Origin of the sequence: Nocardia sp. NPDC058499 (assembly GCF_042719915.1) — a bacterium.
Lineage (GTDB): Bacteria > Actinomycetota > Actinomycetes > Mycobacteriales > Mycobacteriaceae > Nocardia.
Genome location: NZ_JBHXMZ010000001.1, coordinates 567151 through 591083, shown reverse-complemented (window position 1 = coordinate 591083; position 23933 = coordinate 567151). Strand labels below are relative to the sequence as shown.

Here is a 23933-nt window from a genome sequence, read left to right as displayed (position 1 = left end):
GAAGCACGACGCCGAGGGGGCCGAACCCCGCGGCGCCGAAGGCGCCGCAAAAAATTACAGAAAATTCCTGGTAGGGCGGCTGGTAGGTAGCCAGGCTGTGGATAAGTCCGGTGGCTATCGCGCCGCAACCCGGCGCGCGGGCCCAAAATGCCCTGCTGAAAAGGTATTTCGTGGTAGGTGCGCAAGTCGCACGGCTGTGGGCAAGCGGGGATGCGGGGCAGGCGGCAAGGGGGCGTTACGGGGTCCGATTCATGCCCTGACCTGGGGGGTGGGTTCGCAATCCGGGGGCGTCGTGGGTACGGTCGCTGAGACTGCCGGGTAGTTCGGCAGGTTTTGATGCAGAACGATGAGACGGAGGAACCGTGGCCCTTCCCCAGCTGACTGATGAGCAGCGCGCCGCTGCTCTGGAGAAGGCGGCTGCCGCTCGCCGTGCTCGGGCGGAGCTCAAGGATCGCCTGAAGCGCGGCGGCACCGACTTGAAAGAGGTCCTCGGCCAGGCCGAGACCGATGAGATCATCGGTAAGATGAAGGTGCGCGCACTGCTGGAAGCCCTGCCCAAGGTGGGCAAGGTCAAGGCAGAGGAGATCATGAACGAGCTCGAGATCGCGCCGACCCGACGGTTGCGTGGTCTCGGCGATCGGCAGCGCAAAGCGCTGCTCGCCAAATTCGACCTCGGCGCCTGACAGCCTCGGTGATCGAGAACATGACGAAGGGTCGGCTGGTTGTACTGGTCGGCCCCTCGGCCGTGGGCAAGTCCACCGTGGTGCGCTGTGTCCGCGAACGGCTGCCGGAACTGGTTTTCAGCGTGTCGGCGACGACCCGGGACCCGCGTCCCGGCGAGGTCGACGGCCGCGATTACCGGTTCGTCAGCCGGGCCGAGTTCGATGCGATGATCACCGCCGGTGATCTGCTCGAATGGGCAGATATCCACGGCGGACTGCAGCGGTCGGGCACCCCGGCCGCGCCGGTGCGGGCCGCCCTTTCCGAGGGGCTGCCGGTGCTGATCGAGGTCGACCTCGAGGGTGCGCGTTCGATCCGGCAGGTGATGCCGGAGGCCGTTCTGGTGTTCCTCGCGCCGCCCAGCTGGGCGGAGCTGGAGAACCGGCTGCGCGGTCGCGGCACCGAATCTGCTGAGGTCATCGAACGCCGGCTGGCGACCGCACGGGTGGAATTGGCCGCACGTGACGAGTTCGACACCGTGATCGTGAACGACACCGTGACCAGCGCCTGTGCGCAGTTGGTATCGTTGTTCGTCAGCACGAATTCCAATTCGTAGCCGGATACGCCCGGCCCAGCCGCCGCGTACCCGCGCCCCCGACCCCGCAGGAGCTTCCTCAGTGAGCAGTACGGATATCGCCGCGCCCGCCTACGACACTCCGGTCGGCCTCACCAACCCGCCGATCGACGAACTGCTGGACCGCACCTCGTCCAAGTACGCGCTGGTGATCTACGCCGCCAAACGTGCCCGCCAGATCAACGACTACTACAACCAGCTCGGCGACGGCATCCTCGAATATGTCGGCCCGCTGGTCGAGCCGCTGCCGCAGGAGAAGCCGCTGTCGGTGGCGATGCGGGAGATCCACAGCGATCTGCTCGAGCACACCGAAGGCGAATGACCCGGTAGTTCCCGGGCGAACGGCCGATAGGGCAGGAGGCGCGCGATGGCGCGGGTAGTTGTCGGGGTGGGCGGCGGTATCGCCGCGTACAAGGCGTGCGCACTGGTACGGCGGTTCACCGAAACCGGCCACAGCGTGCGGGTGATCCCCACCGAGGCGGCGTTGCAGTTCGTCGGCAAGGCGACCTTCGAGGCGCTGTCCGGCCATCCGGTGCACACCGGGGTGTTCGCCGATGTGCCCGAGGTCCCGCATGTGCGGCTGGGGCAGGAGGCCGAACTGGTGGTGATCGCCCCCGCCACCGCCGATCTGATGGCGCGCGCCGCGCAGGGCCGCGCCGACGACCTGCTGACCGCGACCCTGCTCACCGCCCGATGTCCCGTGCTGTTCGCGCCCGCGATGCATACCGAGATGTGGGAGCATGCGGCGACCGTGGCGAATGTGGCCGCGTTGCGCGCGCACGGTGCGACGGTGATGGAACCCGCGTCGGGCCGGCTCACCGGTACCGATACCGGTCCCGGTCGCCTACCGGAACCCGAGGAGATCTTCGGGCTGGCGTCGCTGCTGCTGGAACGCGCCGACGCCGTACCGCGGGATCTGGCCGGTAAACGGGTCGTGATCACCGCCGGTGGTACCCGCGAACCGCTGGACCCGGTCCGTTTTCTCGGTAACCGCAGCTCCGGTAAGCAGGGCTATGCGCTGGCCCGGGTGGCCGCCCAGCGTGGCGCGCAGGTGACGCTGATCGCCGGGAACACCATCGAGATGGCGCCGCCCGCGGCCGTGGATCTGGTGCACATCACGACCGCCGATCAGCTCAAGACCGCCGTCGACAAGCACGCGGTGGGTGCGGATGCGGTGATCATGGCGGCCGCCGTGGCCGATTTCCGGCCCGCTTCGGTCGCCGGGGCCAAGATCAAAAAGGGTAAGGACGAGCCGGACAGCATCGCGCTGTCGCGGACCGAGGATATTCTCGCGGGCCTGGTCCAGGCACGCCGCGAGGGTCAGCTACCCGGTACCGCCATCGTCGGCTTCGCCGCCGAAACCGGCGACGAGGACGGCGACGTGATCACTTACGCCCGGGCCAAGCTCGCCCGGAAGGGCTGTGACCTGCTGGTCGTCAACGCCGTGGGTGACGGTAAGGCATTCGAGGTGGATAACAACGACGGCTGGCTGCTCGGCGCCGACGGCAGCGAACAGGCCCTCGATCACGGTTCCAAGGCGCTGCTGGCCAGCCGCGTCCTCGATGCCCTGGGCCCGCTGCTGCGTGAGCAGGCCGGGTCCGGCAGCGGCGCGTAACCACGTGAAATCCCCGTGTCGGCGAAGGCACCCGGGTAAGCGCCGCGGACCCCGCCGGCCTCGATGGGGCGCGGGCGGAGAATCGACTCTTCGCGATCCGAACTCTTGCCGCGCGCGCCGGCGACCTGTACTGGTAGTCCGGGCCGATCCGGCGGGTATCCGCCGTGACTGTTCCGGCGGACGGGGCCCCGGACCGGAAACCCGTCCGGTGTGGTGTCCGGAACCACAAACCTGCCGCGCGTTCTAATAGTCTGGTAGTCCAGGGTCACGACCGGAGCCGTGCGCTACGGTCCATATCCGGGACACGAGTAACCGTTGAGGAAGAGGGAAACTGTGCGCACGTCCGGTAGCCGGCTATTCACCAGTGAGTCCGTGACCGAGGGTCACCCGGACAAGATCTGTGATGCCATCAGCGATTCCATCCTCGACTCCATGCTCGCCCAGGATCCGGCCAGCCGGGTCGCCGTGGAAACCCTCGTCACCACCGGTCAGGTGCATGTCGCGGGCGAGGTCACCACGGAGGCGTACGCGGATATCCCGCATATCGTCCGGGAGAAGATCCTGGAGATCGGATACGACTCCTCGGCAAAGGGTTTCGACGGCAACTCCTGCGGCGTCAACGTCGCGATCGGTGCCCAATCGCCCGATATCGCCCAGGGTGTCGACACCTCGCACGAGGCGCGGGTGGGCGGTTCCGGTGACGAGATCGAACAGCAGGGCGCCGGTGATCAGGGCCTGATGTTCGGTTACGCCAATACCGACACCCCCGAGCTGATGCCGCTGCCGATCGCCCTGGCGCACCGGCTGTCCCGCAAACTCACCGAGGTCCGCAAGACCGGTGTGCTGCCGTATCTGCGGCCCGACGGCAAAACCCAGGTCACCATCGAATACGAGGGCGATCGTGCGGTCCGGCTGGACACGGTGGTCGTCTCCACCCAGCATGCCGCCGATATCGACCTGGACAACCTGCTGGCGCCCGATATCCGCGAGAAGGTCGTCGAAGCGGTGCTGGCCGATATCGCCATCCCCGACCTGGACATCTCCGATATCCGGCTGCTGGTGAACCCCACCGGTAAGTTCGTCCTCGGCGGCCCGATGGGCGATGCGGGTCTCACCGGCCGCAAGATCATCGTCGACACCTACGGCGGCATGGCCCGCCACGGTGGTGGCGCGTTCTCCGGTAAGGACCCCTCCAAGGTCGACCGTTCGGCCGCCTACGCCATGCGCTGGGTCGCCAAGAACGTGGTTGCCGCCGGTCTGGCGGAGAAGGTCGAGGTCCAGGTGGCGTACGCGATCGGGAAAGCGGCACCCGTCGGCCTGTTCGTGGAGACCTTCGGCACCGAGAAGACCGATCCGGCCCAGATCTCGGCCGCCATCACCGAGGTGTTCGATCTGCGTCCCGGCGCCATCATCCGCGATCTGGATCTGCTGCGCCCGATCTACGCGCCGACCGCGGCCTACGGGCATTTCGGCCGCACCGATATCGACCTGCCCTGGGAGCGTACGGATCGCGCGGAGAAACTGCGCGCCGCCGCCGGGCTGTAGGTCCGCGTTCCGCGTGCCGCAACCCGCCGCCGACACCCCCGGGGACATCGAGTCGCCGGGGGTTTCGGCTGCTTCGGGGGAACGCCGGGGTGCGCGGCGAGCCGAGAAATCTCCCCGTCCCGACCGGCCACCGGTATCGCATCCGATCGCCCGGGTGCTGCCCCTGCTCACCCCGGCTCATCTCGACCGTGATTTCGATTACCTGGTGCCACCGGAGTTGGACGAGATCGCCCGGCCCGGGGTCCGGGTGCGGGTGCGTTTCGCCGGGCGGCTGGTGGACGGCTACCTGTTGTCCCGGCATACCGAGACCGACCATCCCGGCAAGCTGGTGCGACTGGAACGGGTGGTGTCGGCAGAACAGGTACTCACCCCGGAGATCCTCCGGCTCGCCACGACCGTCGCCGCCCGCTGCGCCGGAACCCGCGCCGATGTCCTGCGCTTGGCGATACCGCCCCGGCACGCGCGCGTCGAGAACGGTGGAGCCGGAAAGAAGGAATCCGGCGGCGCGGTACGGGCGGTACCGCCGCGCAGTGGCGGCCGGTCCGAGGTGGCCGGACCGGCCACCGGGGAGGCCGGGATCGCAGACGCCTCCGTGGAACCGACGTCTCCGGGAGAAGCCGGCACGGGCGGGTTGTTGGGCCCGCCGGCGCCACCCGCTGCGGAACCGGATCATCACGACTCCGATCACGCAGCGGCAGGGGTCGATTACGCGGCGGCCGGGGTCGAGCCAACGCCGACCGGGGGAGAACCGGAAAGGGCCGGGATCGAACAAGCGTCGGTCGACCAGCGGGCCTCGGATGGCGCCGAGCAGGCGTTGGACGGTGGCGATCGGGTGCGGGCCGGAGCGGCGGGTGTCGCCACGACGGACGCGGACCGGCCGCAGACCGCGGATGGCCGAGAAGGCAGTGGTGATCGAGCGTCGCAGCACGGTCGGCTCCGCGCCACCGGCTCGCCGAGCGCTTCGCGAGTCGGGCCTTCCGAACAGCGCGATGCGCGCGTCACCCACAATTCTTCGGGGGCGGCAGACGCCGGTTCCGGCGATCCACAGTATGCGGCCGCTTCGGCGGTGGCGCCGGGTTCGGCGGACCCTGGCAAACCTCAGGAGGTCGGTGGGGCCGTGGGCGGGCCATCGATTGCCGGTACGGGGGTGGGCGCCGGGACCGTTCCGGCCGGTGTCGACCTCGCGGCCTGGCGGCGGTATCGGCACGGGGAATCGTTTCTCACCGCACTCGCCGGGCGCAAAGGTGCGCGCGCGGCATGGCAGGCGCTACCGGGTGAGGATTGGGCACGTCGGCTGGCCGAACTGGCGGCCGTCGTGGTGGCCGGTGGGCGTAGCGCGATCCTGATGGTTCCCGACCAGCGCGACCTGGACCGGGTGCTGCGCGAATGTGAGTCCCTGGTCGGGGATTCGGCGGTCGGGCTCTCGGCGGGGCTGGGGCCGGCGGCACGGTATCGGCGCTGGCTGGCCGTCCTGCGTGGGACCGCCCGGGTTGTGATCGGCACCCGCAGCGCCGTTTTCGCGCCGACCACCGACCTGGGGCTCATCGCGATCTGGGACGACGGCGACGACACCTACGCCGAACCGCGGTCCCCGTACCCGCATGCCCGGGAGGTGTCGATGCTGCGTGCGCACGAGACCGGAGCGGCGTTCGTTGCCGCGGGTTTCGCGCGGACCGCGGAGGTGCAGGCGGTGGTGGAATCGGGCTGGGCACACGATTTGCTCGCCGACCGGGCCTTGGTGCGGGCGGCCTCACCCCGGATCGGCGCGCCGGGAGATTCCGATGCGGCACTCGATCGCGACCCCATCGCGCGCGCGGTCCGGATTCCGGGCGCCGCCTTCGCCGCAGCCCGCCGAGCACTAGCCGCGGGGGAGGGGGTGCTGGTGCAGGTGCCCCGCCGGGGGTATGTCCCGGCTCTGGCATGCACCAAATGCCGCACCCCCGCGCGCTGCAGGCAGTGTGTGGGCCCGCTGTCGTTACCTGAAGGGGGTCCTGCGGACCCCGCCGCGCAGGTCGCCCATAGCCCGGTGTGCCGATGGTGCGGGCGGACCGAGGCTGCTTTCCGCTGTCCCGGCTGCGGCGGGCGAGTGCTGCGCGCCGTGGTCATCGGCGCCGCCCGGACGGCGGAGGAACTGGGCCGGGCCTTTCCCGGGGTGCCGATCCGGGGGTCGAGCGGTGCCGCGATGCTCGACACTGTAGAACCGGGCCCGCAGGTTGTGGTGGCCACCGTCGGCGCCGAACCACTGCTACCCGGTGGTTACGGGGTCGGTTTGCTGCTGGACGGATGGGCGCTGCTGGGCCGTGCCGATCTCCGTGCCGCCGAGGACGCCCTGCGCCGCTGGCTGGGCGCCGCCGCCCTGGTGAAACCCGCGGGCCGGGTTCTGGTTATGGCGGATCCGGGTGTGCCGACCGTGCAGGCGCTGCTGCGGTGGGACCCGGCAGGGCACGCGGCTGCCGAACTCGCCCAGCGCGCGGAGGTCGGGTTTCCGCCTGCGGTGCGGATGGCCGCGATCGACGGGGTCCCCGATGCGGTTGCCGAGCTACTCGCAGTTACCGAACTTCCCGGCGCCGCCGAAGTGCTGGGCCCGGTACCGCTGCCCGTCACTGCGCGTAAACCGTCGGGCGCCCGCACCGACGACGTCCGCGGTGAACCGGTGGAGGTCGAGCGGGTGCTGTTACGTGTGCCCCGGCCGCAGGGCGGCGCGCTGGCGCGTGCACTGACCGCGGCGCAGGCTGTCCGCAGCAGCCAGCGTGCGGAAACTTCGGCGCGCGTGCAGATCGATCCCTTGGACATCGGCTGATCGGTATTCGCCCGTGACGTGGCGGCCGGCGTAGCGTCCCGTTCGCTGCCGCAGGGGCTGGCGGTGGTCTCGGGCGCCGCTGTATGGCGGCGCCCGTTTCGGAGATGTGAGACAGGCGCCCTGCCCTTCCGTGCCTGTGGTCGACGGTCGGAGTGCTGTGCACTGTGGGCTATCCCATGCTCGGTGGTCGTTCCGGCGTGGCTTATCCGGAGGTCGATCGGCGAGGGCAGGGGAAGCGCCGAGGCGCTCGTAGGCCACCTTTTACTCGGGCGATGCAGCTGTGGACCGCCGCGGCCATATATCGGCACCCTCCCTGGTCAGCGTCCTCGAAGCACCACATGACTCGACGCCGCTGCCGGGTTACTGCTTTGCGACGTGGCGGCCGTGGGGGGCGCGAGTGCCGGCCGAGATCGTCGCGCCGTTCGACGCGCTCGGCCGGGGCGTGCAGGTTGTCTGACGGCAGGCCGCCGGTTCCGGCCCGAATTTGGTCGGCACCGCCACAATTTCGGGCCGAGGGGGTTGCCATGGATAGAGTGCCGATATATCGTCGATGCTATGCAAACCGATCGAGTAGCTCAGGAGGCTGCCATGGAAGACATGGAGAACACGGAATTTCGCAAGGAACGGCTCCGCTGGGCCCGGCGTCATCGTCCCGATATGGAACACGGGCCGGGCCGCGGCGGTTTCCGGCACGGTGGCCCACCCGGTTTCGGTGGTCCGGGTTTCGGCCCGGGCTTCGGGCCCGGCTTCGGCCCCGGTTTCGGTCCAGGCTTCGGCCGTGGCCGCGGGCGGGGCGGCCGCGGGCGGCGCGGGGATGTGCGGGCGGCGGTGCTGCTGCTGCTCACCGAACGCCCGATGCACGGTTACGAACTCATCCAGCAGATCCGGGAACGCAGCGAGGATCTGTGGCGCCCCAGCCCGGGATCCGTCTATCCCGCGCTGTCCCAGCTGGAAGACGAGGGCCTGATCACCATCGAGAAGGTCGCCGGCCGGAAAACCGCGCAACTGACCGAGACGGGCACAGCCTATGTCGCCGAACACCGGGACGAACTCGGTGACCCGTGGGCCGAGGTCAAAGACGGCGTCGGCGCCCACACCAACGATCTGCGTGCGCTGGTCCCGCCCCTGATGGGCGCGATTGCGCAGGTCGCGGGTGCCGGTACCCCGGAACAGGCGGCCAAGGCGGCCGATGTGCTCACCGAGGCACGGAAAGCGCTGTACCGCATCCTGGCCGGCGACGAGGACAACCCGAAGTAACGGGGTGATCAAGACCTCGGCCACGGGTTTTCCGCCGCGCCGGGAGGGTGGAAGATTATGTGGTGAAACGTTTTCTGTGGTCGGCCCGCCCGCGCGGCGGGTTCGGCAGGCGCGTGCTGACGGTGTTCGTCGCACTGGCTGGGTCGGTGTTGCTCGGCACGTCCGTGGGCACCGCCCAGCCCGCCGGATACCTCCCCCCGGAGGTCCCTACCGAGTGGGCGCCGCCGCAGGCCGACCATCTCGGCGCTGTGCTGTACATGAAGGATCATCCCGCCGCCGTACCGCAGGGAGTCAACGATTTCGGTTGTGTCCCGGACGCGGCCCATCCGCGTCCGGTGATCCTGGCCCACGGCACCGATGCGAGCGCCTACACCGATTGGTCGGCCATCGGCCCGCGCCTGGTCGACGAGGGGTTCTGCGTTTTCGCACTCAACTACGGCGGTAAACCCGGCGCCGTCAGCTTCGGCACCGAGGACATCGTGCTCAGCGCCCATCAGTTCGCCGCTTTCGTGGACCGGGTGCGGGCCGCCACCCGGGCGCCTCAGGTGGACCTGGTGGGCTTCTCGCAAGGCGCCAATATGACCCGGTACTACATCAACAAGCTGGGCGGCGCGCCCGCCGTCGCCACCTGGGTCGGTCTCGCATCCCCAACCTACGGCGGTGTCATGTACGGACTGGTGCCGGTGGCGCAGCAGATACCCGGCGCGCTGACCGTGGCGGAGAAGACGATCTCGGTGGCGGCCGTGCAACAGGCACAAGGGTCGCCGTTCATGCTGGATCTCAATGCCGGCGGCGATACCGTCCCCGGCGTCCGGTACGTGACGATCGGCAGCCGGGTCGACGAGATGATCCAGCCGTTCGGCAATATCGCACTGCGTGGGCCCGGGGTGGAGAACATCGTCGTGCAGGATCGCTGCCCCGCCGATCTCACCGGGCACTTCCACATGGTGTACGACCCGTTCGTAGCGCAACTGGTGCTCGAGGTACTCGACCCGGACCATGCGCCGGAACCGGTCTGCGCGCCGGTCGCGCTCGGCACCGGGATTCCTCAGGTGATCATCGGCGGCAATATCTGAGGGCCCCGGCCCGGCCGCTGCGTTCCGGGTCGAGAGCGCGATACTCGCCGTTGCGCAGCATTGTCTTGCCGGCGCAAGCAGAGACGGCCCGATCTTTCGACTGTTTTCGCCGAACTCGGCACTGCTGCGGGTGCGCGCGGTGCGCGGCAATGGCCTGGCGGGAAGACCCCGTACGTGTCGGCGGGTGCACGGGGCGACCTAGAATGGATTCTTCCTGCCCTGTCTCATGTCTCCGGGAGCCGACCTTGACCGTCCAGTCCGTCCGCCTGTTCGGCGATCCGATCCTGCGAGCCCGCGCGACCGAGGTCACCGAATTCGGCCCCGAACTGCGGCAGCTGGTGACCGACCTGACCGACACCATGTACGACGACGGCGGGGTGGGGATGGCCGCGCCACAGATCGGAGTCGGACTGCGGGTCTTCGTCTACGACACCCGGGATGCCCGGGGCCACCTGATCAACCCGGTCTGGACCGCGCTCGACGACGAGGAACAGGTCGGACCGGAGGGCTGCCTGTCGATACCGGGGGTCAATCACGACACCCGCCGGGCGATGCGGGTGCGCGCGAGCGGGGTCGATATGACCGGTGCACCGGTCGAGTTCGAGGCCGAGGGGTTGCTGGCGCGCTGTGTCCAGCACGAGACCGATCACCTGGACGGCACCCTTTTCATCGACCGCCTGGATCCACCGGACCGCAAGCAGGCCATGCGCACCATCCGTGAGTCCGACTGGTTCACCGCCGGTATCACCGTCCGGCCCAGTCGCGCACTGGCCGAGCGGGACCGCTGATGCGGATCGTCTTCGCCGGTACTCCCGAACCGGCCGTACCGTCGCTGCGCCGGCTGATCGAATCACGGCACGAGGTGATCGCCGTGGTCACCCGTCCCGACGCTGTCGCCGGTCGCGGGCGGAAATTACAGCGCTCGCCGATCGGGCAGCTCGCCGACGAATACGGGATCCCGGTGCTGACGCCGCGCAAACCCGCCGAACCCGAATTCGTCGAAGCGCTCACGGAGCTCGCGCCGGACTGCTGTCCGGTGGTCGCCTACGGTGCGCTGCTGCCCGCGGAAATCCTCGATATCCCCCGCCACGGATGGATCAACCTGCATTTCTCGTTACTTCCGGCATGGCGCGGCGCGGCACCGGTACAGGCGGCCATCGCGGCGGGTGACGAGATCACCGGGGCGTCCACGTTCCGGATCGAAACCGGCCTGGACACCGGGCCGGTCTACGGCGTGGTGACCGAACGGATCGCCGTCACCGATACCGCCGCAGATCTGCTGGGCCGGCTGGCCGACAGCGGGGCGGCCCTGCTGGAACAGACACTGCACGGGGTGGAAGACGGGACCTTGCAGGCGATTCCGCAATCCACCGAGGGCGTGTCCTACGCACCGAAGATCACGGTGGAGGCGGCGCAGGTGCGCTGGGATCAGCCCGCTCTCGCGGTCGGCCGCGCCATCCGGGCGGTGACACCGCATCCCGGGGCCTGGACGATCGTGGCCGGTAACCGGCTCAAGTTGGGCCCCGTGGAACTGGTCGAGGAGGCGCTGCCGGAACGGCAGATCGATGTACGCAAAACCGGCGTCTATATCGGCACCGCGACCACCGCGGTGCGCCTGGACCGGGTGCAGCCACAAGGTAAACGCATGATGGCGGCGCTGGACTGGGCACGCGGTGCCCGCCTGGAGCCCGGCGCGGTGGTCGAATGACCGGCCCTGCCGGCCCGCTGCCGCGCGGCTTCCGGCGCCACCCGAAACCCCAATCCACGGACAGCGGGTCCGGCGGCATGGATCGCGATTCGAGCGCAGACCGTGGTGCGGCGGGGCACGGCCCCGAATCCCGCTCGCAGGACCGATCCGGTACCGGTCGCGATCGCCCGGGTTCTGCGGATTCGCCGGGCGAGGGACGCGCCGGCAGGCGGGCGAAGGATACGAAGCCAGGTGGTTCCCACCGGGACGGAACCGGTCGGAACCCCGATGGCGGCGGCCGCCGGGGCGATGCCGCGGCAGGGGAGCGGCGGACAGGACACGTGAGTGCCGCCGGTGACCGGCGTAGGGACGCCGGGCACGGCGGGAAATCATCGCGCTCGGGCGGGGAACGGGGTGACAGGCCGGGGCGTCGCGAACAGCAGGGGCGCCCGTCCGGCTCCGCGGCGGGGAAGCCGCCGGAGCGCGACCGCCCGGGCGGTTCGGCGCAGGGCGGCCGTCGAAGGGGCGTCGGAAACGGCGGGAAATCATCAGGTTTCGGCGGGGAACGGCCTGACTACCGGGGTGAGGGTCCGGGTCGGCACGAAAAGCAAGGGCGCAGGCCGGATTCGGGCGGCCGCGCGGCCGATCAGGGCGCGGCGGCACGCGGCGGCCGGTCGGATTCCCGATACCGCAGTGAATTCGGCGAGGACCGAGCGGATCGCGCGAAAAGCGTCCGCGAGGGCGGCCCGCGTTCACCCAAGGGCAGGGACACGGGCGCAGGCGGGCGCGGCGGAGAGGAGCGCGACCCCCGCGGGCGGCGCGGCGATACATCCGGGCGGTCCGCAGGCCGCGGCAGTTCCCCGGCAGCCGGGGGCGGCGACAGGCGCGGCGCGAACGGGCCTGGCCGACGCGGCGACGGCCACCGGCGTTCGGATGAGGGATCCAAGACGACCAGCGCGGGTAAACGATCCGGTGCCGACCGGACACGCCCTGGACGTGGCGAGTCCGCGGCGCGACCGAAACGGGTCAAGGATCCGGCACGCACCGTCGCGCTGGAAACCCTGCGCGCGGTCCGGGAGCGGGATGCCTACGCCAACCTGGTGCTCCCGGCGTTCCTGCGCGAATACTCCGTGCAGGGCCGCGATGCCGCACTGGCCACCGAACTGGGGTACGGCGCGTGCCGCAGTCTCGGCGTTCTCGATGCGGTGATCGCCGAATGCGCCGGCCGTGAGATCGCGGATATCGACGGTCCGCTGCTCGATGTCCTGCGCCTGGGTACCTATCAATTGCTGCGCACTCGGGTCGAACCGCATGCCGCCGTGCACACCGCGGTGGAACTTGCCCGTGCCGAATCCGGGGCGAGCCGTGCCGGATTCGTCAACGCCGTACTGCGCAGGGTTACCGAACGCTCTCCGGAGGACTGGGTGGCGCGGCTGGCCCCGCCGGACCCGATCGGCCGGCTGGCCTTCGAATACGCGCATCCGGAATGGATCGCTCAGGCCTTCGCCGACGCGCTCGGCCGCGATGCGGGTGAACTGCGTGACCTGCTCGCCGCTGATGACGCACGACCCGTGGTGCATCTGGTGGCCCGTCCCGGCGATATCACCGCCGAGGAACTCGCTCTCGTCACCGGCGGTGAGGAAGGCCGCTGGTCCCCGTACGCGGTATATCTCGAGGGCGGCGACCCGGGCTCGCTGGAACCTGTCCGCGAGGGGATGGCAGCGGTCCAGGACGAGGGCAGTCAACTCGTGGCGCTCGCGCTCACCCGCGCGTCGTTGCTCGGCCCGGATACCGGACGCTGGCTCGACCTCTGCGCCGGGCCGGGCGGTAAAACCGCACTGCTGGGTGCCCTCGCCGGTATCGACGGCTACCGGGTGGATGCGGTGGAACCGTCCGCGCATCGTGCCGAGCTGGTCCGTTCGGCGACCCGGGACATGCCGGTCGAGGTGCATATCGCCGATGGCCGGGACAGCGGCCTGCCCGCCGGTTACGACCGGATCCTCGTGGACGCCCCGTGCACCGGGCTGGGCGCCCTGCGCCGCCGCCCGGAGGCCCGCTGGCGGCGCACCCCGGGAGATGTCGCGGACCTGGTGGCGCTGCAACGCGAACTGGTGACCGCGGCCTGGGATCTGCTGCGCCCCGGCGGCGTCCTGGTCTACTCGACCTGCTCCCCGCACCTCCCCGAAACCGTTGCGGTGGTGGCGGATACGGTGCGCCGTACCGGGGCTGAACAGTTGGACGCCCGCGAGCTGCTACCCGGCGTCACCGGACTCGGCGGCGGACCCACGGTGCAGTTGTGGCCGCACCGGCAGGGCACCGACGCCATGTTCGTGGCCGCACTGCGCAAACCGCAGTAGCGCGGCAGCCGGGCTAGCGCGCGGTAGGCGACGGATTTCCAAGCCTGCCGGCACCGACCCGGGCAGACTCGGTGGTATGAGCCTCACCTGGGAGAACGTGGTCCGACTCGCCAGCGAACTGCCGGAGGTCGCGGAATCGACCTCCTACCGGACCCCGGCGCTGAAGGTATCGGGCAAGAGTTTCGCTCGATTGCGCACGCAGGCCGAGGGCGGTCTTGCGCTGCGCTGCGAGATGACCGAGAAAGAAGCCCTGCTGGCCTCCGGTGATCCGGCCTTCTACACCACCCCGCACTACGACGGATATCCCTACATCCTCATCGACCTGGAGCGCGTCGACACCGGGCAATTGCGGGAACTGCTCGACGCCGCGTGGTGGCTCGTCGCTCCGGCGAAGCTGCGCAGAACCAGGGATCGGGGAACCAGTGGATAGCTGGACGAGCATGCACATCGTCTTCGCCGGTCGTTTACATTCCGCCCCGGCCGCGCAGGTTCTGTCCGTGGACTCGGGCAGTTGTCCCACACCCTTGCACTCACAGGTCCATCGGCCCTGTCGGTGACCAGGCCCGGAGGCAGCCGACGGTATCAGCCGGCGGTGGCCGCCGCTTTCCCGGCCGGTTCGATCCTGACCCAGGTGCTGTTCACCGCGGCGGTCCCCGAGATACGGTCCACCTGCTCCGGATCGTGCAGCAGGTTGACGTTCGCGCCCGGCAGCGAGGCCGCCACGGTCCAGCCGACGCCTGGTTCGCGATGACCCCAGCCGTGCGGGATGGCCACCGTCCCGGGCCGGATATCGGCGCTGACCTCCACCGGTACGGCGATGGCACCGATCGGCGAACTCACTGTCGCCTGGTCACCGTCGGCCAAACCGCGCGCGGCGGCATCGTCGGGATGCATCAGCGCGGTGCAGCGGTCGCGGCCTTTCACCATCGACGGCACATTGTGCAGCCACGAATTGTTACTGCGCAGATGCCGGCGGCCGATCAGGCGCAGGTCGAAACCTACGCCGCGTGCGGACCCGGCGTCGGCGAGCAACCGGCGGGCTTCGGCGACGAAGGTTGCCGGGGCGAGCTGTACCTTCCGGTCAGCGGTGGCGATGAGGGACGGCAGCCGGGGACGCAGCGGTCCCAGATCGATACCGCCGCGGGCCGCGCGGACTTTCGCCAGGGTGACGCCGCGGCGGCCTCGGCGGAGGACACCGTGCGGGCCGACCGCGATCCCCAGGGCTGCCGCGCGCACCGGGCTGAATCGGGCGAATACCGCGTTGAGGGCCCGGCCGGTAAGTGAACGCACCGGCAGCGGCAGGATCTCGGTGGTCAGCCGGGCCATGATCTCCCAGTCCTCGAGACCGTCCGGCGGGGCGTCGACCGCCCGCGCGTTGTAGCGAACGTTGTTGTGCACGCTGAACATGGTCAGCAGGATGTCGAGATCCTCGCGTTCCAGCGGCGATACCGGCGGCAGGATGATATCGGCGTGGCGGGTGGTTTCGGTGATGTACATATCCACGGCCACGTAGAAATCCAGGGAACTCAGCGCCTTGTCCAGTTGCCCGCGCTGCGGGGTGGACAGTACCGGGTTCCCGGCATAGGTGATCATGGCGCGGATCTGTTCCGGCCCCTCGTCCAGGATTTCGGAAGCCAGAGCGGCCACGGGCAGTTCGAAGCGGAACGATTTGTACTTCCCGGAGCGGTCGGTCCAGGCGCCGTGGAACGGCGGCATCCGCCGCGCCAGCGGCAGCAGATCCACCGCGGGGGTGGCGTACATCTGGCCGCCGGGCCGGTCGAGGTTTCCGGTGACCGCGTTGATCGTGTTGACGAGCCAGTGGGTGATCGTCCCGGTGAGGGTCTGGCACACCCCGATCCGGGCGTACATCACCGCCGATTTCGCCGCCGCGTGTTCGCGGGCCAGCCGCCGGATGGCCGCGGCGTCGACGCCTGCGTACGGCGCGGCATCCTCCGGGGAGAACCCGGATACCAACTCGCGCAATGTATCCGATCCGGCGCACTGCGTGCGGACGGCGGTCCGGTCGCACAGATCCTCGGTGAGCAGCACGTGCAGGACAGCCAGCAACAGATACGGGTCGCCGCCCGGCAAAACGGGCAGATGTTCGTCGGCCAGCCGCGCGGTTTCGGTACGCCGCGGATCGATCACCACGACCTTGCCGCCCCGGGCCCGCACCTGCTTGATCCGGTTCTTGGCGCCCGGCATGTTGGTCACCGAACCGTTTGACACCGCCGGGTTGGCACCGATGATCACCAGCCGATCGGTGCGGTCGATATCGGCGATGGGCATCAGGAAATTCGAGCCGTACATCTGCCAGGCCACGAACTCCTGGGGGAACTGATCGATCGAGGAAGCGGTGTAGAAGTTGCGGGTCATGAGGCCGGCCCGCAATGCCATGGCGTACATGATCGCCGAATTGTGGGCGGCCGGATTACCCAGATACATACCGACCGCATGGGGGCCGTGGTCGCGCCGTACCTGCCGTAGCCGGGTGCCGACCTCGCGGAACGCCTCGTCCCAGCCGATCGCTTCGAACCGGTCACCCACCCGTCGCATCGGGGTGCGCAACCGGTCCGGATCGTCGTGCAGGCCGGCCATCGCCGTCGCCTTGGGGCAGATATATCCCTTGGACAGCACATCCTCGGGATTACCTTCGATCCTGGTGACGGCCGAATCCTCGACGGTCACCAGGATGCCGCAGTGGGCCTCGCACAGGGTGCATTGCCGGGCGACGGTTTCTGTGGTCATGGCCTCACCTTGTGAATGGTTCGTTGAGATAATTACCCACTCGATCTCTCACAATTGAGGGTAGACCGATCGGCGAACCGGACACAACAGTCACCGGAAAAGAACCGGCGCGCCTACTCCCGCGACGACTGTTCCCGCAGCCGCGCCAGCGTTTTCGTGAGGATTCGCGAAACATGCATCTGCGATATCCCCATCTGCTGGGCGATCTGCGTCTGGGTCATCGATTCGAAGAACCGCATGGTCAGGATCCGGCGTTCCCGCTCCGGCAGGCCCGCCAGCAGCGGCCGGATCGCCACATACTCCTCGACCCGGTCGAACTGCGCTTCCTCCTCGCCGAGCGTGTCCAGCAGTGAGGCATCGGTATCCCGGCCGACCGACGCCGCATCGATCGATGTCGGCTGGTAGGCGTTGCCGGCGATCACCGCCTGCGTCACCTCGTCGGGATCCACATCGAGCTCGGCCGCGATCTCCTTGGCCGTCGGCGAGCGGCCCAGCGACTGCGACAGCGCATCCACCGCCGCCCCGATACGCAGATGGGTTTCCTTCACCCGGCGCGGCACCCGCATCGCCCAGGTGTTGTCCCGGAAATACCGGCGGACCTCGCCCATGATCGTCGGTACCGCGAACGACAGGAAATTCGAACCGCGCGATACATCGAAACGATCGACCGCGTGCACCAGCCCCACCCGGGCCACCTGGGTCAGATCGTCGAACGGCTCCCCGCGGCCGCTGAACTTGCGGGCGATATGGTCGGCCAGCGGTATACAGCGGCCGATCAGTTCGTTACGGAGCGTGGCATGCTGGGCCGACTCCGGTTCCGCCGCCGCCAACTGCGTGAACAGGCCGGCGACATCGTCGTATCCGCCGGCCTGACCCGAATCCGCCAGCTCTGCCTCGGTCTCGGAATCGGCGTCCGGGGCCGAGGCAGCCTCCGCAGCCGACCTGGCCTCCGCATCCGGCGCGGCGCCGGTGCCCCGGCCGGAATCGGGTTCCGGACCATGAGTATCGGGCGTGCCGGTGGGAGGGTCGAGCGGCTTGTCCTGGTCGGTCACGCTTTCCCCCGGACCCGACGGAACTCGACCGCTGTCGGAAATCCGGAAACCTGCTGGTCGAAGGGCTCTTGCCGGGCGTCCACGGCATCGGTCAGCGTACGCAGCACATGCCAGCCGAAACTGCGCGAATCGGGCAGCCCCTCCCGTGCCGCGACACCGGCGACCCGTACCCGCAGATCGGTCTCACCGATGGTGAACACGCAGTGCAGGGTGGTCTCGGGTGCCGCCAGGCCGATCAGCGTCGAACAGGCCTCGTCTACTGCGAGCCGGATATCGGCGACCTCGTCCAAGGTGAAATCGCTGAGCAGGACCAGAGTTTCGGCGAGACCGCGCACGATCGGCAGCTGCGTCACCGATGCCGCCACTCGAATCTCCACCGGGGAGCCGTGAATCCCCTCTTCCGCCGAAGTATTGATCACTCTGGCAGGTTACTGGGTTTGCGGCGCATCGGCGCGCGCGGGGTTTGGCGCCCTCTATACCGGCGAATCCCCGCGGCCCGACCCGGCACGTCGGCGCGGTCGGGCGCATTCGGCGGCGCCGCCGGACCGCACTAGACTGCGCCGCGTGACTGCGTCCGAGCCCACCTTCACCCGTCCGGCGGCCCCGATGATCGCCCCGTCCATCCTGTCCGCGGATTTCGCGCGGCTGGCCGATGAGGCCGAGGCGGTGGCGAGTGCCGACTGGCTACACGTCGATGTGATGGACGCGCATTTCGTGCCGAACCTGACACTGGGTCTGCCGGTGGTACAGAGCCTGCTGAAGGCCACCGATATTCCGCTGGACTGCCATCTGATGATCGAGGACCCGGCGCGGTGGGCCCCGCCCTACGCGGAGGCCGGCGCCTACAACGTGACCTTCCACGCCGAGGCGACCGACGATCCGGTCGCGGTGGCCCGCGATATCCGGGCGGCCGGGGCGAAGGCCGGACTGTCGGTGAAACCGAATACGCCGATCGAGCCGTACCTGGAGATTCTCCGCGATTTCGACACCTTGCTGGTGATGAGTGTCGAGCCCGGTTTCGGTGGCCAGTCGTTCATCGCCTCCGTGCTGGACAAAGCGAAGATCGTGCGGCGGCTGGTCGACGCGGGGGAGTTGCGGCTGGTGGTGGAGATCGACGGCGGGATCAACGCCGACACCATCGAACAGGCCGCCGAGGCCGGGATCGACTGTTTCGTCGCGGGATCGGCCGTGTACAACACCGCCGACCCCGGCGCGACCGTGGAGAAACTGCGCGGCCAGGCGGCCGCGGCGCGATTGCCACACCACGCCGCACACTGAAGCGCTCTGTGCCGACCGGCACAACGAAGGTCTGAGCCCGCCGCTGTGGTGGCTCGGATCGGTCGGTGCGCCGAGGGTCGCACCGACTTCTGCCCGCGGCCGGTGGGGCATGCGGGCAGGCCGCCTCTTGCCGCACCTCGGTACCGCCGGTCCTCACCCGGGCGCGACGGTCGGAGCCGTCTCCGTCGGTCGCCGCCCGGAACAGTTGCCATCGGGTCGTACTGTGCGCGGCTATCGAGCGCTCCACGTGATGAGCCGCAACGGCGGCGGGTTCGGTTCGCGGTGGACACTTGCGGGTCTGGTGGTGTCGGCACCTGCGCGTGGGGGCGGGGATTGTGCTCGCTCGCGCTGACCGGCGGTGGACGCTCGCCGAGCGACTTCGGGTGACCGCTCGCCTTCAGCGACTGTGACAACCGCTCGCACAGACCGCGTCGATCACCGCCTGCTGTGGCGGGCGGGTGCCGTAGGTATCCGGTCCGGCGATCCATAGTCGGTAGCCGCTGGCTTCGTCCTCCGCGGAGGGCAGCACGATCTGGCTACCGGTGCCGGCGACCGTGGTGTAGCGGCGGAACAATTCGGCCGCGGCGGCGGCCGGGAATTCGTCGTGCCGAGTGGGGCCGGTGAGGAACGTCCAGCGTCCGGCCCGGGGGTGTGCGAAAACCGGTCCGGCCGACCCGGCGACCCGGAGCCGCTGCAGTACCGGTTCGCCGAGCTCGGTGGGCATGGTCACCGCACCGTAGGCGGCGCCGATATGCAGCAGGATGCGGTGCGATACCGGATCGACCACGGCCGGCAGCAGATCCCGCTCCCGGTATCGCCGGCAGTGCTGTTCGAGGGCGGACTCGGTGAATGTGGTCATGACGCTCGGGCTTCCTCGAGTGATGGACGTGCCTGACTGGGCGCGGTCTTCCGGGGCGCGGAGCCCGCGCGGATCCGCCCGGTGCTGTCACCGCGGGATCCGATGCCCGGACAACACTGTCGCTGGGGCGAGGGGTACCGGATCGCCGATCCGCGGCCGTATGTTCCGGCCGCGTTGTGGTGCTTCGATCCGGTTGTTCGTGAAGGCTTGTGGCGCACGGTCTTCCGCGGCGGTGGCCGTCATCGGTGAACTTCGTGTCCCGCCGCGCCGCAGGGTGTTCGAGGGCGGTGGAACGATCACCTCACCATATTGCGTCGACCGGTGTGAGCGCGCAAATCGAGGAACATTTCCGGTTTCGATGCGGTCTCGGCCGGGAAAAGGTGAACCGCCGGGAACCGGTCCGGACCAGAAAGCCACTCGTCGGAGCGTTCATATGACCTGGCGTGATAATTGTGACGACGGTCATTCGACCGCAAAATTTCCGGCAGGGGTCGGGCGGACCGGCTCGGCTGTGCCGCACCGGTAGGGGATCGGAGCGACGGTGTTCCGGCGAGCGGGCGGCCATGGTTCGCGCGCGCGGGCGCCAACTAGTCTGGTCGTGGACGGCGAACTGGGAATATTCGGTACCGCTGGCGCCGTTCCGTAGGCGGAACACCGATGCGAACGGGAGAAGGCATGTTCACAGGCATTGTCGAGGAGCTGGGTGAGATCGTCGCCTGCGAACAGCTGACCGACGCGGCCCGGCTGACCATCCGCGGCAAACTGGTCACCTCCGATGCCGGGCACGGCGATTCCATTGCGGTCAACGGGGTGTGCCTCACCGTGGTCGATGTCATCGACGATGTATTCACCGTCGACGTGATGGGCGAAACGCTGCGCCGGTCGAGTATCGGCGGCCTCGGGCCCGGCGCGCAGGTCAATCTCGAGCGGGCCGCTGCCGTGAACAGCCGCCTCGGCGGCCATATCGTGCAGGGCCACGTGGACGGTACCGGCACCATCCTGGCCCGCACGCCCAGCGAGAACTGGGAGGTCGTCCGGATCTCGCTGCCCGACGCGATCGCCAAATATGTGGTGGAGAAGGGCTCCATCACGGTGAACGGTATTTCGCTGACCGTATCCGGGCTCGGGCGCGCCGAAACACCGGCCGCCGACGGCGCCCGCGACTGGTTCGAGGTCTCCCTCATCCCGACCACTCTGAGCCTGACCGATCTCGGCTCCGCCGCTGCCGGGACCGTGGTGAACCTGGAAGTCGATGTGATCGCGAAGTATGTCGAGCGCCTCCATCAGCGCGGTTGATACTTCCGGCCGCGCCCGGACGGGCCGGACGGACCCAGTAGTGTGATCAGCGACCAATCGAGATGGAGCATTGCAGACGTGACCAGGTTCGACAGCATCGAGCGCGCCGTCGCCGATATCGCGGCCGGTAAACCGGTCGTCGTGGTCGACGACGAGGACCGGGAGAACGAGGGCGACCTCATCTTCGCCGCCGAGAAAGCCACCCCGGAGCTCGTGGCGTTCATGATCCGGTACACCTCGGGGTATATCTGCGTACCGCTCACCGGTGACGACTGCGACCGTCTCGGCCTGCCGCCGATGTACGCGGTGAACCAGGACAAGCACGGGACCGCCTACACCGTCTCCGTCGATGCCAAGGAAGGCGTGACGACCGGTATCTCCGGCGCCGATCGCGCCACCACCATCCGGTTACTCGCCGACGGCGACGCCAAACCCAACGATTTCACCCGGCCGGGGCATGTGGTGCCGCTGCGCGCCAAGGACGGCGGGGTGCTGCGCCGTCCCGGTCATACCGAGGCTGCGGTGGACCTGGCCCGGATGGCGGGGCTGCGGCCGGCGGGCGTGATCTGCGAGATCGTCAGCCAGAAGGAAGACGGGCATATGGCCCGCACCGATGAGCTGCGCGTTTTCGCCGACGAACACGAACTGGCGTTGATCTCCATCGCGGAGATGATCTCGTGGCGCCGTAAGCACGAAAAGCATGTCGTGCGGGTGGCGCAGGCGCGGATCCCGACCCTGCACGGCGAGTTCACCGCGGTCGGCTACCAGAGCATCTACGACGATGTCGAACATGTGGCGCTGGTGCGCGGCGATATCGGCGACGGCGAGGACGTCCTGGTCCGGGTGCATTCGGAATGCCTCACCGGCGACGTCTTCGGTTCGCTGCGCTGCGATTGCGGCCCGCAACTGGACGCGGCCATGGAAATGGTGGCCGCCGAGGGTCGCGGTGTGGTGCTGTACATGCGCGGGCACGAGGGCCGCGGGATCGGCCTGATGCACAAACTGCAGGCCTATCAACTGCAGGATTCCGGCCACGACACCGTCGACGCCAATATCGAACTCGGGCTACCGGCCGATGCCCGCGATTACGGTACCGGCGCGCAGATCCTGGTCGATCTGGGCCTGCGGTCGATGCGGCTGCTCACGAACAACCCGGCGAAACGGGTCGGGCTCGACGGTTACGGCCTGCGGATCACCGAACGCGTACCGATGCCGGTGCGGGCCAATGCCGAGAACCTGCGCTATCTGCGCACCAAACGCGACCGGATGGGCCACGACCTGGTGGGCCTGGACGATCTGGATCTGGGGGAGACAGCGCAATGAACGCAGCCGGATCGAAAGGCGGAAACCGATGAGCGGCACCGGCGTACCGGAGTTCGCGCTCGCCGACGCGCAGGGGTTGCGCCTGGCCATTGTCGCCTCGCGCTGGCATACCGAGATCTGCGACACCCTCGTGGCGAACGCCGAGCGTGTGGCGGCGGATGCGGGCGTCCGGCACACCACTGTCGCCCGCTGTGCCGGTGCGATGGAACTGCCGGTACTGGCGCAGGAGCTGGCCCGCACCCATGACGCGGTGGTCGCGCTCGGTGTGGTGATCCGCGGCGATACCCCGCATTTCGAGTATGTCTGCGATGCCGTGACCGCCGGCCTGACCCGGGTCTCGCTGGACGAGAGCACCCCGGTCGCCAACGGTGTCCTCACCACGAACAACGAACAGCAGGCGCTGGACCGGGCCGGGCTGCCCGACTCGGTGGAGAACAAAGGCGAGCAGGCGGCCGCGGCCGCCCTCGATGCCGCCCTGACCCTGCGCGGGCTGCGCGCGGCGGGCTGAGTGATGCCGGTGGTGCGTATTCTGCGGCGAGGTATCGACCCGGGCGCGGATCAGCCGTCCGACTGGGAGTTCGAGGTGCGCCCGCGTAAAGCGCGCCGGACCGCGTTCATCGTGGCCATCTGCCTGGTAGTGGCGTTCGTCCTGCTCGGGGTGTTCCTGCGGATCGACTACACCGGGGTGAACTTCCGGGTCGTGGACCAGTTCGCGATGGCATGTATCGGTGTTTTCGGTGCCATCGCCGTACTACTGCTCACCAGGCCGCGTGTGCGCGCCGGGGAACACGGTGTGGTGGTACGTAATGTGCTGGGCGACAGTGAATTCGAATGGAAGCATATCCGGGGCGTATCCTTCCCGGACCGTAAGGCGTGGGCCCGGCTGGAGCTGGTGAACGACGACTACGTCCCGATGCTGGCCATCCGCTCCAACGACGGTGAGCGCGCCGCCGCGGCGCTGGACCGGCTCCGCGAGCTCGGCACGAAGTACACCGACACCGCCTGATTCCGCCCGCAATCGACGCCGTCTGCGGGCGGCCGGAGAGGCGGGCACCGTAGGAAGACACTTCACCATGCGGTCGCACCCACTGGTCGCCTTCGTGGTTCCGGGACAAACCCCGGGAACCTGATCCTGCCCGTGGAGAGGGCCCACCGCTCGGCCGAGGTCTGAGCGCCGGTGCGACCGCACGGGCCGAGATCACCGGCGCCGTCCGGCTCGGCCGCCGTTGTCCACCGCTACCGGTGCCACACCTGGGCGTGGCGCCGGCCTGCGTATTCGGCGTTCGTCGCGACGCTCAGTGGGCGAGCTTCAGTCCGACCACTCCGGAGATGATCATGGTCAGGAAGACCAGTTTTCCGATCGTGACCGGCTCCTCCCCGGTGGCCATGGCATAGATGACGGTGAGTACCGCGCCGATACCCACCCATACCGAGTACGCCGTGCCCACCGGCAGATCGCGCATTGCGTAGGCGAGTCCGCCCATACTGGCGACGAGCGCGACGACGAACAGCACCGTCGGGGGCCATTTGGAGAAGCCTTCGGTTTTGCCCAGAGCGGTGGCCCACACCGCCTCCAGTACACCGGATACCACGAGAACGATCCATGCCAATGCCATGACGACCTCCGTGGGTCGTCTTGTCGCACGCCGGGTACGACCCTCTCGTCCGGAAGCCCACCTCATCGGGGCTATGAAACCAAAATCGCACAACCGCTACCGGCTGGCAACCTTATTGCCGTGTTCGGCG

22 protein-coding genes and 1 riboswitch are annotated in these 23933 nt (G+C 68.9%); of the genes, 17 read left to right on the top strand and 5 right to left on the bottom strand.

Translation table 11 applies throughout. The annotated features are described in order from the left end of the window. Window positions 1–362: 362 nt before the first annotated feature. The 12 genes from mihF to ACFWPH_RS02645 all read left to right on the top strand — a co-directional run bounded on the left by mihF (window position 363) and on the right by ACFWPH_RS02645 (window position 14061). Window positions 363–683 carry an integration host factor, actinobacterial type gene (mihF, locus tag ACFWPH_RS02700; protein WP_033241619.1) on the top strand — a complete coding sequence of 107 codons (321 nt, stop codon included), beginning with the start codon at window positions 363–365 and terminating at the stop codon, window positions 681–683. A gap of 20 nt (window positions 684–703) precedes the next feature. After that, window positions 704–1276, top strand: a complete 573-nt coding sequence (gene gmk, locus ACFWPH_RS02695; RefSeq protein WP_378747717.1) for a guanylate kinase — start codon at window positions 704–706, stop codon at window positions 1274–1276. A gap of 61 nt (window positions 1277–1337) precedes the next feature. After that, window positions 1338–1616, top strand: a complete 279-nt coding sequence (gene rpoZ / locus ACFWPH_RS02690) for a DNA-directed RNA polymerase subunit omega (protein ID WP_033241620.1) — start codon at window positions 1338–1340, stop codon at window positions 1614–1616. A 45-nt stretch (window positions 1617–1661) separates the two neighbouring features. Then, a complete protein-coding gene (coaBC, locus tag ACFWPH_RS02685) occupies window positions 1662–2909 on the top strand; it encodes a bifunctional phosphopantothenoylcysteine decarboxylase/phosphopantothenate--cysteine ligase CoaBC (RefSeq protein ID WP_378747716.1) in 1248 nt (415 codons plus the stop codon). A 333-nt stretch (window positions 2910–3242) separates the two neighbouring features. Next, window positions 3243–4454, top strand: a complete 1212-nt coding sequence (gene metK, locus ACFWPH_RS02680; protein WP_378747715.1) for a methionine adenosyltransferase — start codon at window positions 3243–3245, stop codon at window positions 4452–4454. A gap of 154 nt (window positions 4455–4608) precedes the next feature. After that, window positions 4609–7254: a primosomal protein N' gene (locus tag ACFWPH_RS02675; protein ID WP_378748227.1), complete on the top strand. Its 2646-nt coding sequence runs from the start codon at window positions 4609–4611 to the stop codon at window positions 7252–7254. Between the two features lie 588 nt (window positions 7255–7842). Further along, window positions 7843–8511, top strand: a complete 669-nt coding sequence (locus tag ACFWPH_RS02670; RefSeq protein ID WP_378748225.1) for a PadR family transcriptional regulator — start codon at window positions 7843–7845, stop codon at window positions 8509–8511. Window positions 8512–8573: 62 nt separating this feature from the next. Further along, window positions 8574–9587: a lipase family alpha/beta hydrolase gene (locus ACFWPH_RS02665; RefSeq protein ID WP_378747714.1), complete on the top strand. Its 1014-nt coding sequence runs from the start codon at window positions 8574–8576 to the stop codon at window positions 9585–9587. 245 nt (window positions 9588–9832) lie between these two features. Next, the gene (gene def / locus ACFWPH_RS02660; protein ID WP_378747713.1) at window positions 9833–10375 is read left to right on the top strand and encodes a peptide deformylase; all 543 of its coding nucleotides are present in this window, start codon (window positions 9833–9835) and stop codon (window positions 10373–10375) included. Then, on the top strand, window positions 10375–11295 hold the full coding sequence (gene fmt / locus ACFWPH_RS02655) for a methionyl-tRNA formyltransferase (protein ID WP_378747712.1): 921 nt from the start codon (window positions 10375–10377) through the stop codon (window positions 11293–11295). Before def ends, fmt begins: the two co-directional genes overlap by 1 nt. Before the next feature lie 1031 nt (window positions 11296–12326). Further along, window positions 12327–13631, top strand: a complete 1305-nt coding sequence (locus ACFWPH_RS02650) for an RsmB/NOP family class I SAM-dependent RNA methyltransferase (RefSeq protein WP_378748224.1) — start codon at window positions 12327–12329, stop codon at window positions 13629–13631. A 76-nt stretch (window positions 13632–13707) separates the two neighbouring features. Continuing rightward, a complete protein-coding gene (locus ACFWPH_RS02645; protein ID WP_378747711.1) occupies window positions 13708–14061 on the top strand; it encodes an MmcQ/YjbR family DNA-binding protein in 354 nt (117 codons plus the stop codon). A 152-nt stretch (window positions 14062–14213) separates the two neighbouring features. Here the strand turns inward: ACFWPH_RS02645 and ACFWPH_RS02640 are convergent, their stop codons facing one another. From ACFWPH_RS02640 to ACFWPH_RS02630, 3 genes are all read right to left on the bottom strand, one after another. Beyond that, window positions 14214–16379 carry a molybdopterin oxidoreductase family protein gene (locus ACFWPH_RS02640; protein WP_378747710.1) on the bottom strand — a complete coding sequence of 722 codons (2166 nt, stop codon included), beginning with the start codon at window positions 16377–16379 and terminating at the stop codon, window positions 14214–14216. Between the two features lie 113 nt (window positions 16380–16492). Next, window positions 16493–17431 carry an RNA polymerase sigma factor SigF gene (locus ACFWPH_RS02635; RefSeq protein ID WP_378747709.1) on the bottom strand — a complete coding sequence of 313 codons (939 nt, stop codon included), beginning with the start codon at window positions 17429–17431 and terminating at the stop codon, window positions 16493–16495. After that, entirely contained in the window at window positions 17428–17850 is a 423-nt protein-coding gene (locus tag ACFWPH_RS02630) for an ATP-binding protein (RefSeq protein ID WP_378747708.1), read from the bottom strand. The genes ACFWPH_RS02635 and ACFWPH_RS02630 overlap by 4 nt, the downstream gene beginning before the upstream one ends. Before the next feature lie 187 nt (window positions 17851–18037). On the opposite strand from ACFWPH_RS02630, the gene rpe reads away from it, so the two are divergent. Next, window positions 18038–18709, top strand: a complete 672-nt coding sequence (gene rpe, locus ACFWPH_RS02625; protein WP_378748223.1) for a ribulose-phosphate 3-epimerase — start codon at window positions 18038–18040, stop codon at window positions 18707–18709. 397 nt (window positions 18710–19106) lie between these two features. Here rpe and ACFWPH_RS02620 read toward each other — a convergent pair whose 3' ends face one another. After that, the gene (locus ACFWPH_RS02620; RefSeq protein WP_378747707.1) at window positions 19107–19568 is read right to left on the bottom strand and encodes a hypothetical protein; all 462 of its coding nucleotides are present in this window, start codon (window positions 19566–19568) and stop codon (window positions 19107–19109) included. A 675-nt stretch (window positions 19569–20243) separates the two neighbouring features. On the opposite strand from ACFWPH_RS02620, the gene ACFWPH_RS02615 reads away from it, so the two are divergent. From ACFWPH_RS02615 to ACFWPH_RS02600, 4 genes are all read left to right on the top strand, one after another. Further along, window positions 20244–20864 (top strand): riboflavin synthase, encoded by a 621-nt coding sequence (locus ACFWPH_RS02615; protein ID WP_378747706.1) that lies wholly within the window; start codon window positions 20244–20246, stop codon window positions 20862–20864. 78 nt (window positions 20865–20942) lie between these two features. Then, window positions 20943–22187: a bifunctional 3,4-dihydroxy-2-butanone-4-phosphate synthase/GTP cyclohydrolase II gene (locus ACFWPH_RS02610; RefSeq protein ID WP_062974001.1), complete on the top strand. Its 1245-nt coding sequence runs from the start codon at window positions 20943–20945 to the stop codon at window positions 22185–22187. Between the two features lie 28 nt (window positions 22188–22215). Beyond that, window positions 22216–22695 carry a 6,7-dimethyl-8-ribityllumazine synthase gene (gene ribH / locus ACFWPH_RS02605; RefSeq protein ID WP_062973999.1) on the top strand — a complete coding sequence of 160 codons (480 nt, stop codon included), beginning with the start codon at window positions 22216–22218 and terminating at the stop codon, window positions 22693–22695. Window positions 22696–22698: 3 nt separating this feature from the next. After that, complete coding sequence (locus tag ACFWPH_RS02600) at window positions 22699–23193, top strand: PH domain-containing protein (RefSeq protein WP_378747705.1); 495 nt, start codon at window positions 22699–22701, stop codon at window positions 23191–23193. 289 nt (window positions 23194–23482) lie between these two features. Here ACFWPH_RS02600 and ACFWPH_RS02595 read toward each other — a convergent pair whose 3' ends face one another. Further along, on the bottom strand, window positions 23483–23797 hold the full coding sequence (locus ACFWPH_RS02595; protein ID WP_378748222.1) for a DMT family transporter: 315 nt from the start codon (window positions 23795–23797) through the stop codon (window positions 23483–23485). A gap of 15 nt (window positions 23798–23812) precedes the next feature. Further along, window positions 23813–23880, bottom strand: a riboswitch (guanidine-III (ykkC-III) riboswitch). Between the last annotated feature and the right edge of the window lie 53 nt (window positions 23881–23933).

What these genes read in the sequence shown, in the direction of transcription:
- gmk (WP_378747717.1), top strand. Translation starts at nt 704, where the DNA reads ATGACGAAGGGTCGGCTGGTTGTACTGGTCGGCCCCTCGGCCGTGGGC.
- coaBC (WP_378747716.1), top strand. Translation starts at nt 1,662, where the DNA reads ATGGCGCGGGTAGTTGTCGGGGTGGGCGGCGGTATCGCCGCGTACAAG.
- ACFWPH_RS02670 (WP_378748225.1), top strand. Translation starts at nt 7,843, where the DNA reads ATGGAAGACATGGAGAACACGGAATTTCGCAAGGAACGGCTCCGCTGG.
- fmt (WP_378747712.1), top strand. Translation starts at nt 10,375, where the DNA reads ATGCGGATCGTCTTCGCCGGTACTCCCGAACCGGCCGTACCGTCGCTG.
- ACFWPH_RS02645 (WP_378747711.1), top strand. Translation starts at nt 13,708, where the DNA reads ATGAGCCTCACCTGGGAGAACGTGGTCCGACTCGCCAGCGAACTGCCG.
- ACFWPH_RS02640 (WP_378747710.1), bottom strand. Translation starts at nt 16,379, where the DNA reads ATGACCACAGAAACCGTCGCCCGGCAATGCACCCTGTGCGAGGCCCAC.
- rpe (WP_378748223.1), top strand. Translation starts at nt 18,038, where the DNA reads ATGATCGCCCCGTCCATCCTGTCCGCGGATTTCGCGCGGCTGGCCGAT.
- ACFWPH_RS02620 (WP_378747707.1), bottom strand. Translation starts at nt 19,568, where the DNA reads ATGACCACATTCACCGAGTCCGCCCTCGAACAGCACTGCCGGCGATAC.
- ACFWPH_RS02615 (WP_378747706.1), top strand. Translation starts at nt 20,244, where the DNA reads ATGTTCACAGGCATTGTCGAGGAGCTGGGTGAGATCGTCGCCTGCGAA.
- ribH (WP_062973999.1), top strand. Translation starts at nt 22,216, where the DNA reads ATGAGCGGCACCGGCGTACCGGAGTTCGCGCTCGCCGACGCGCAGGGG.
- ACFWPH_RS02600 (WP_378747705.1), top strand. Translation starts at nt 22,699, where the DNA reads ATGCCGGTGGTGCGTATTCTGCGGCGAGGTATCGACCCGGGCGCGGAT.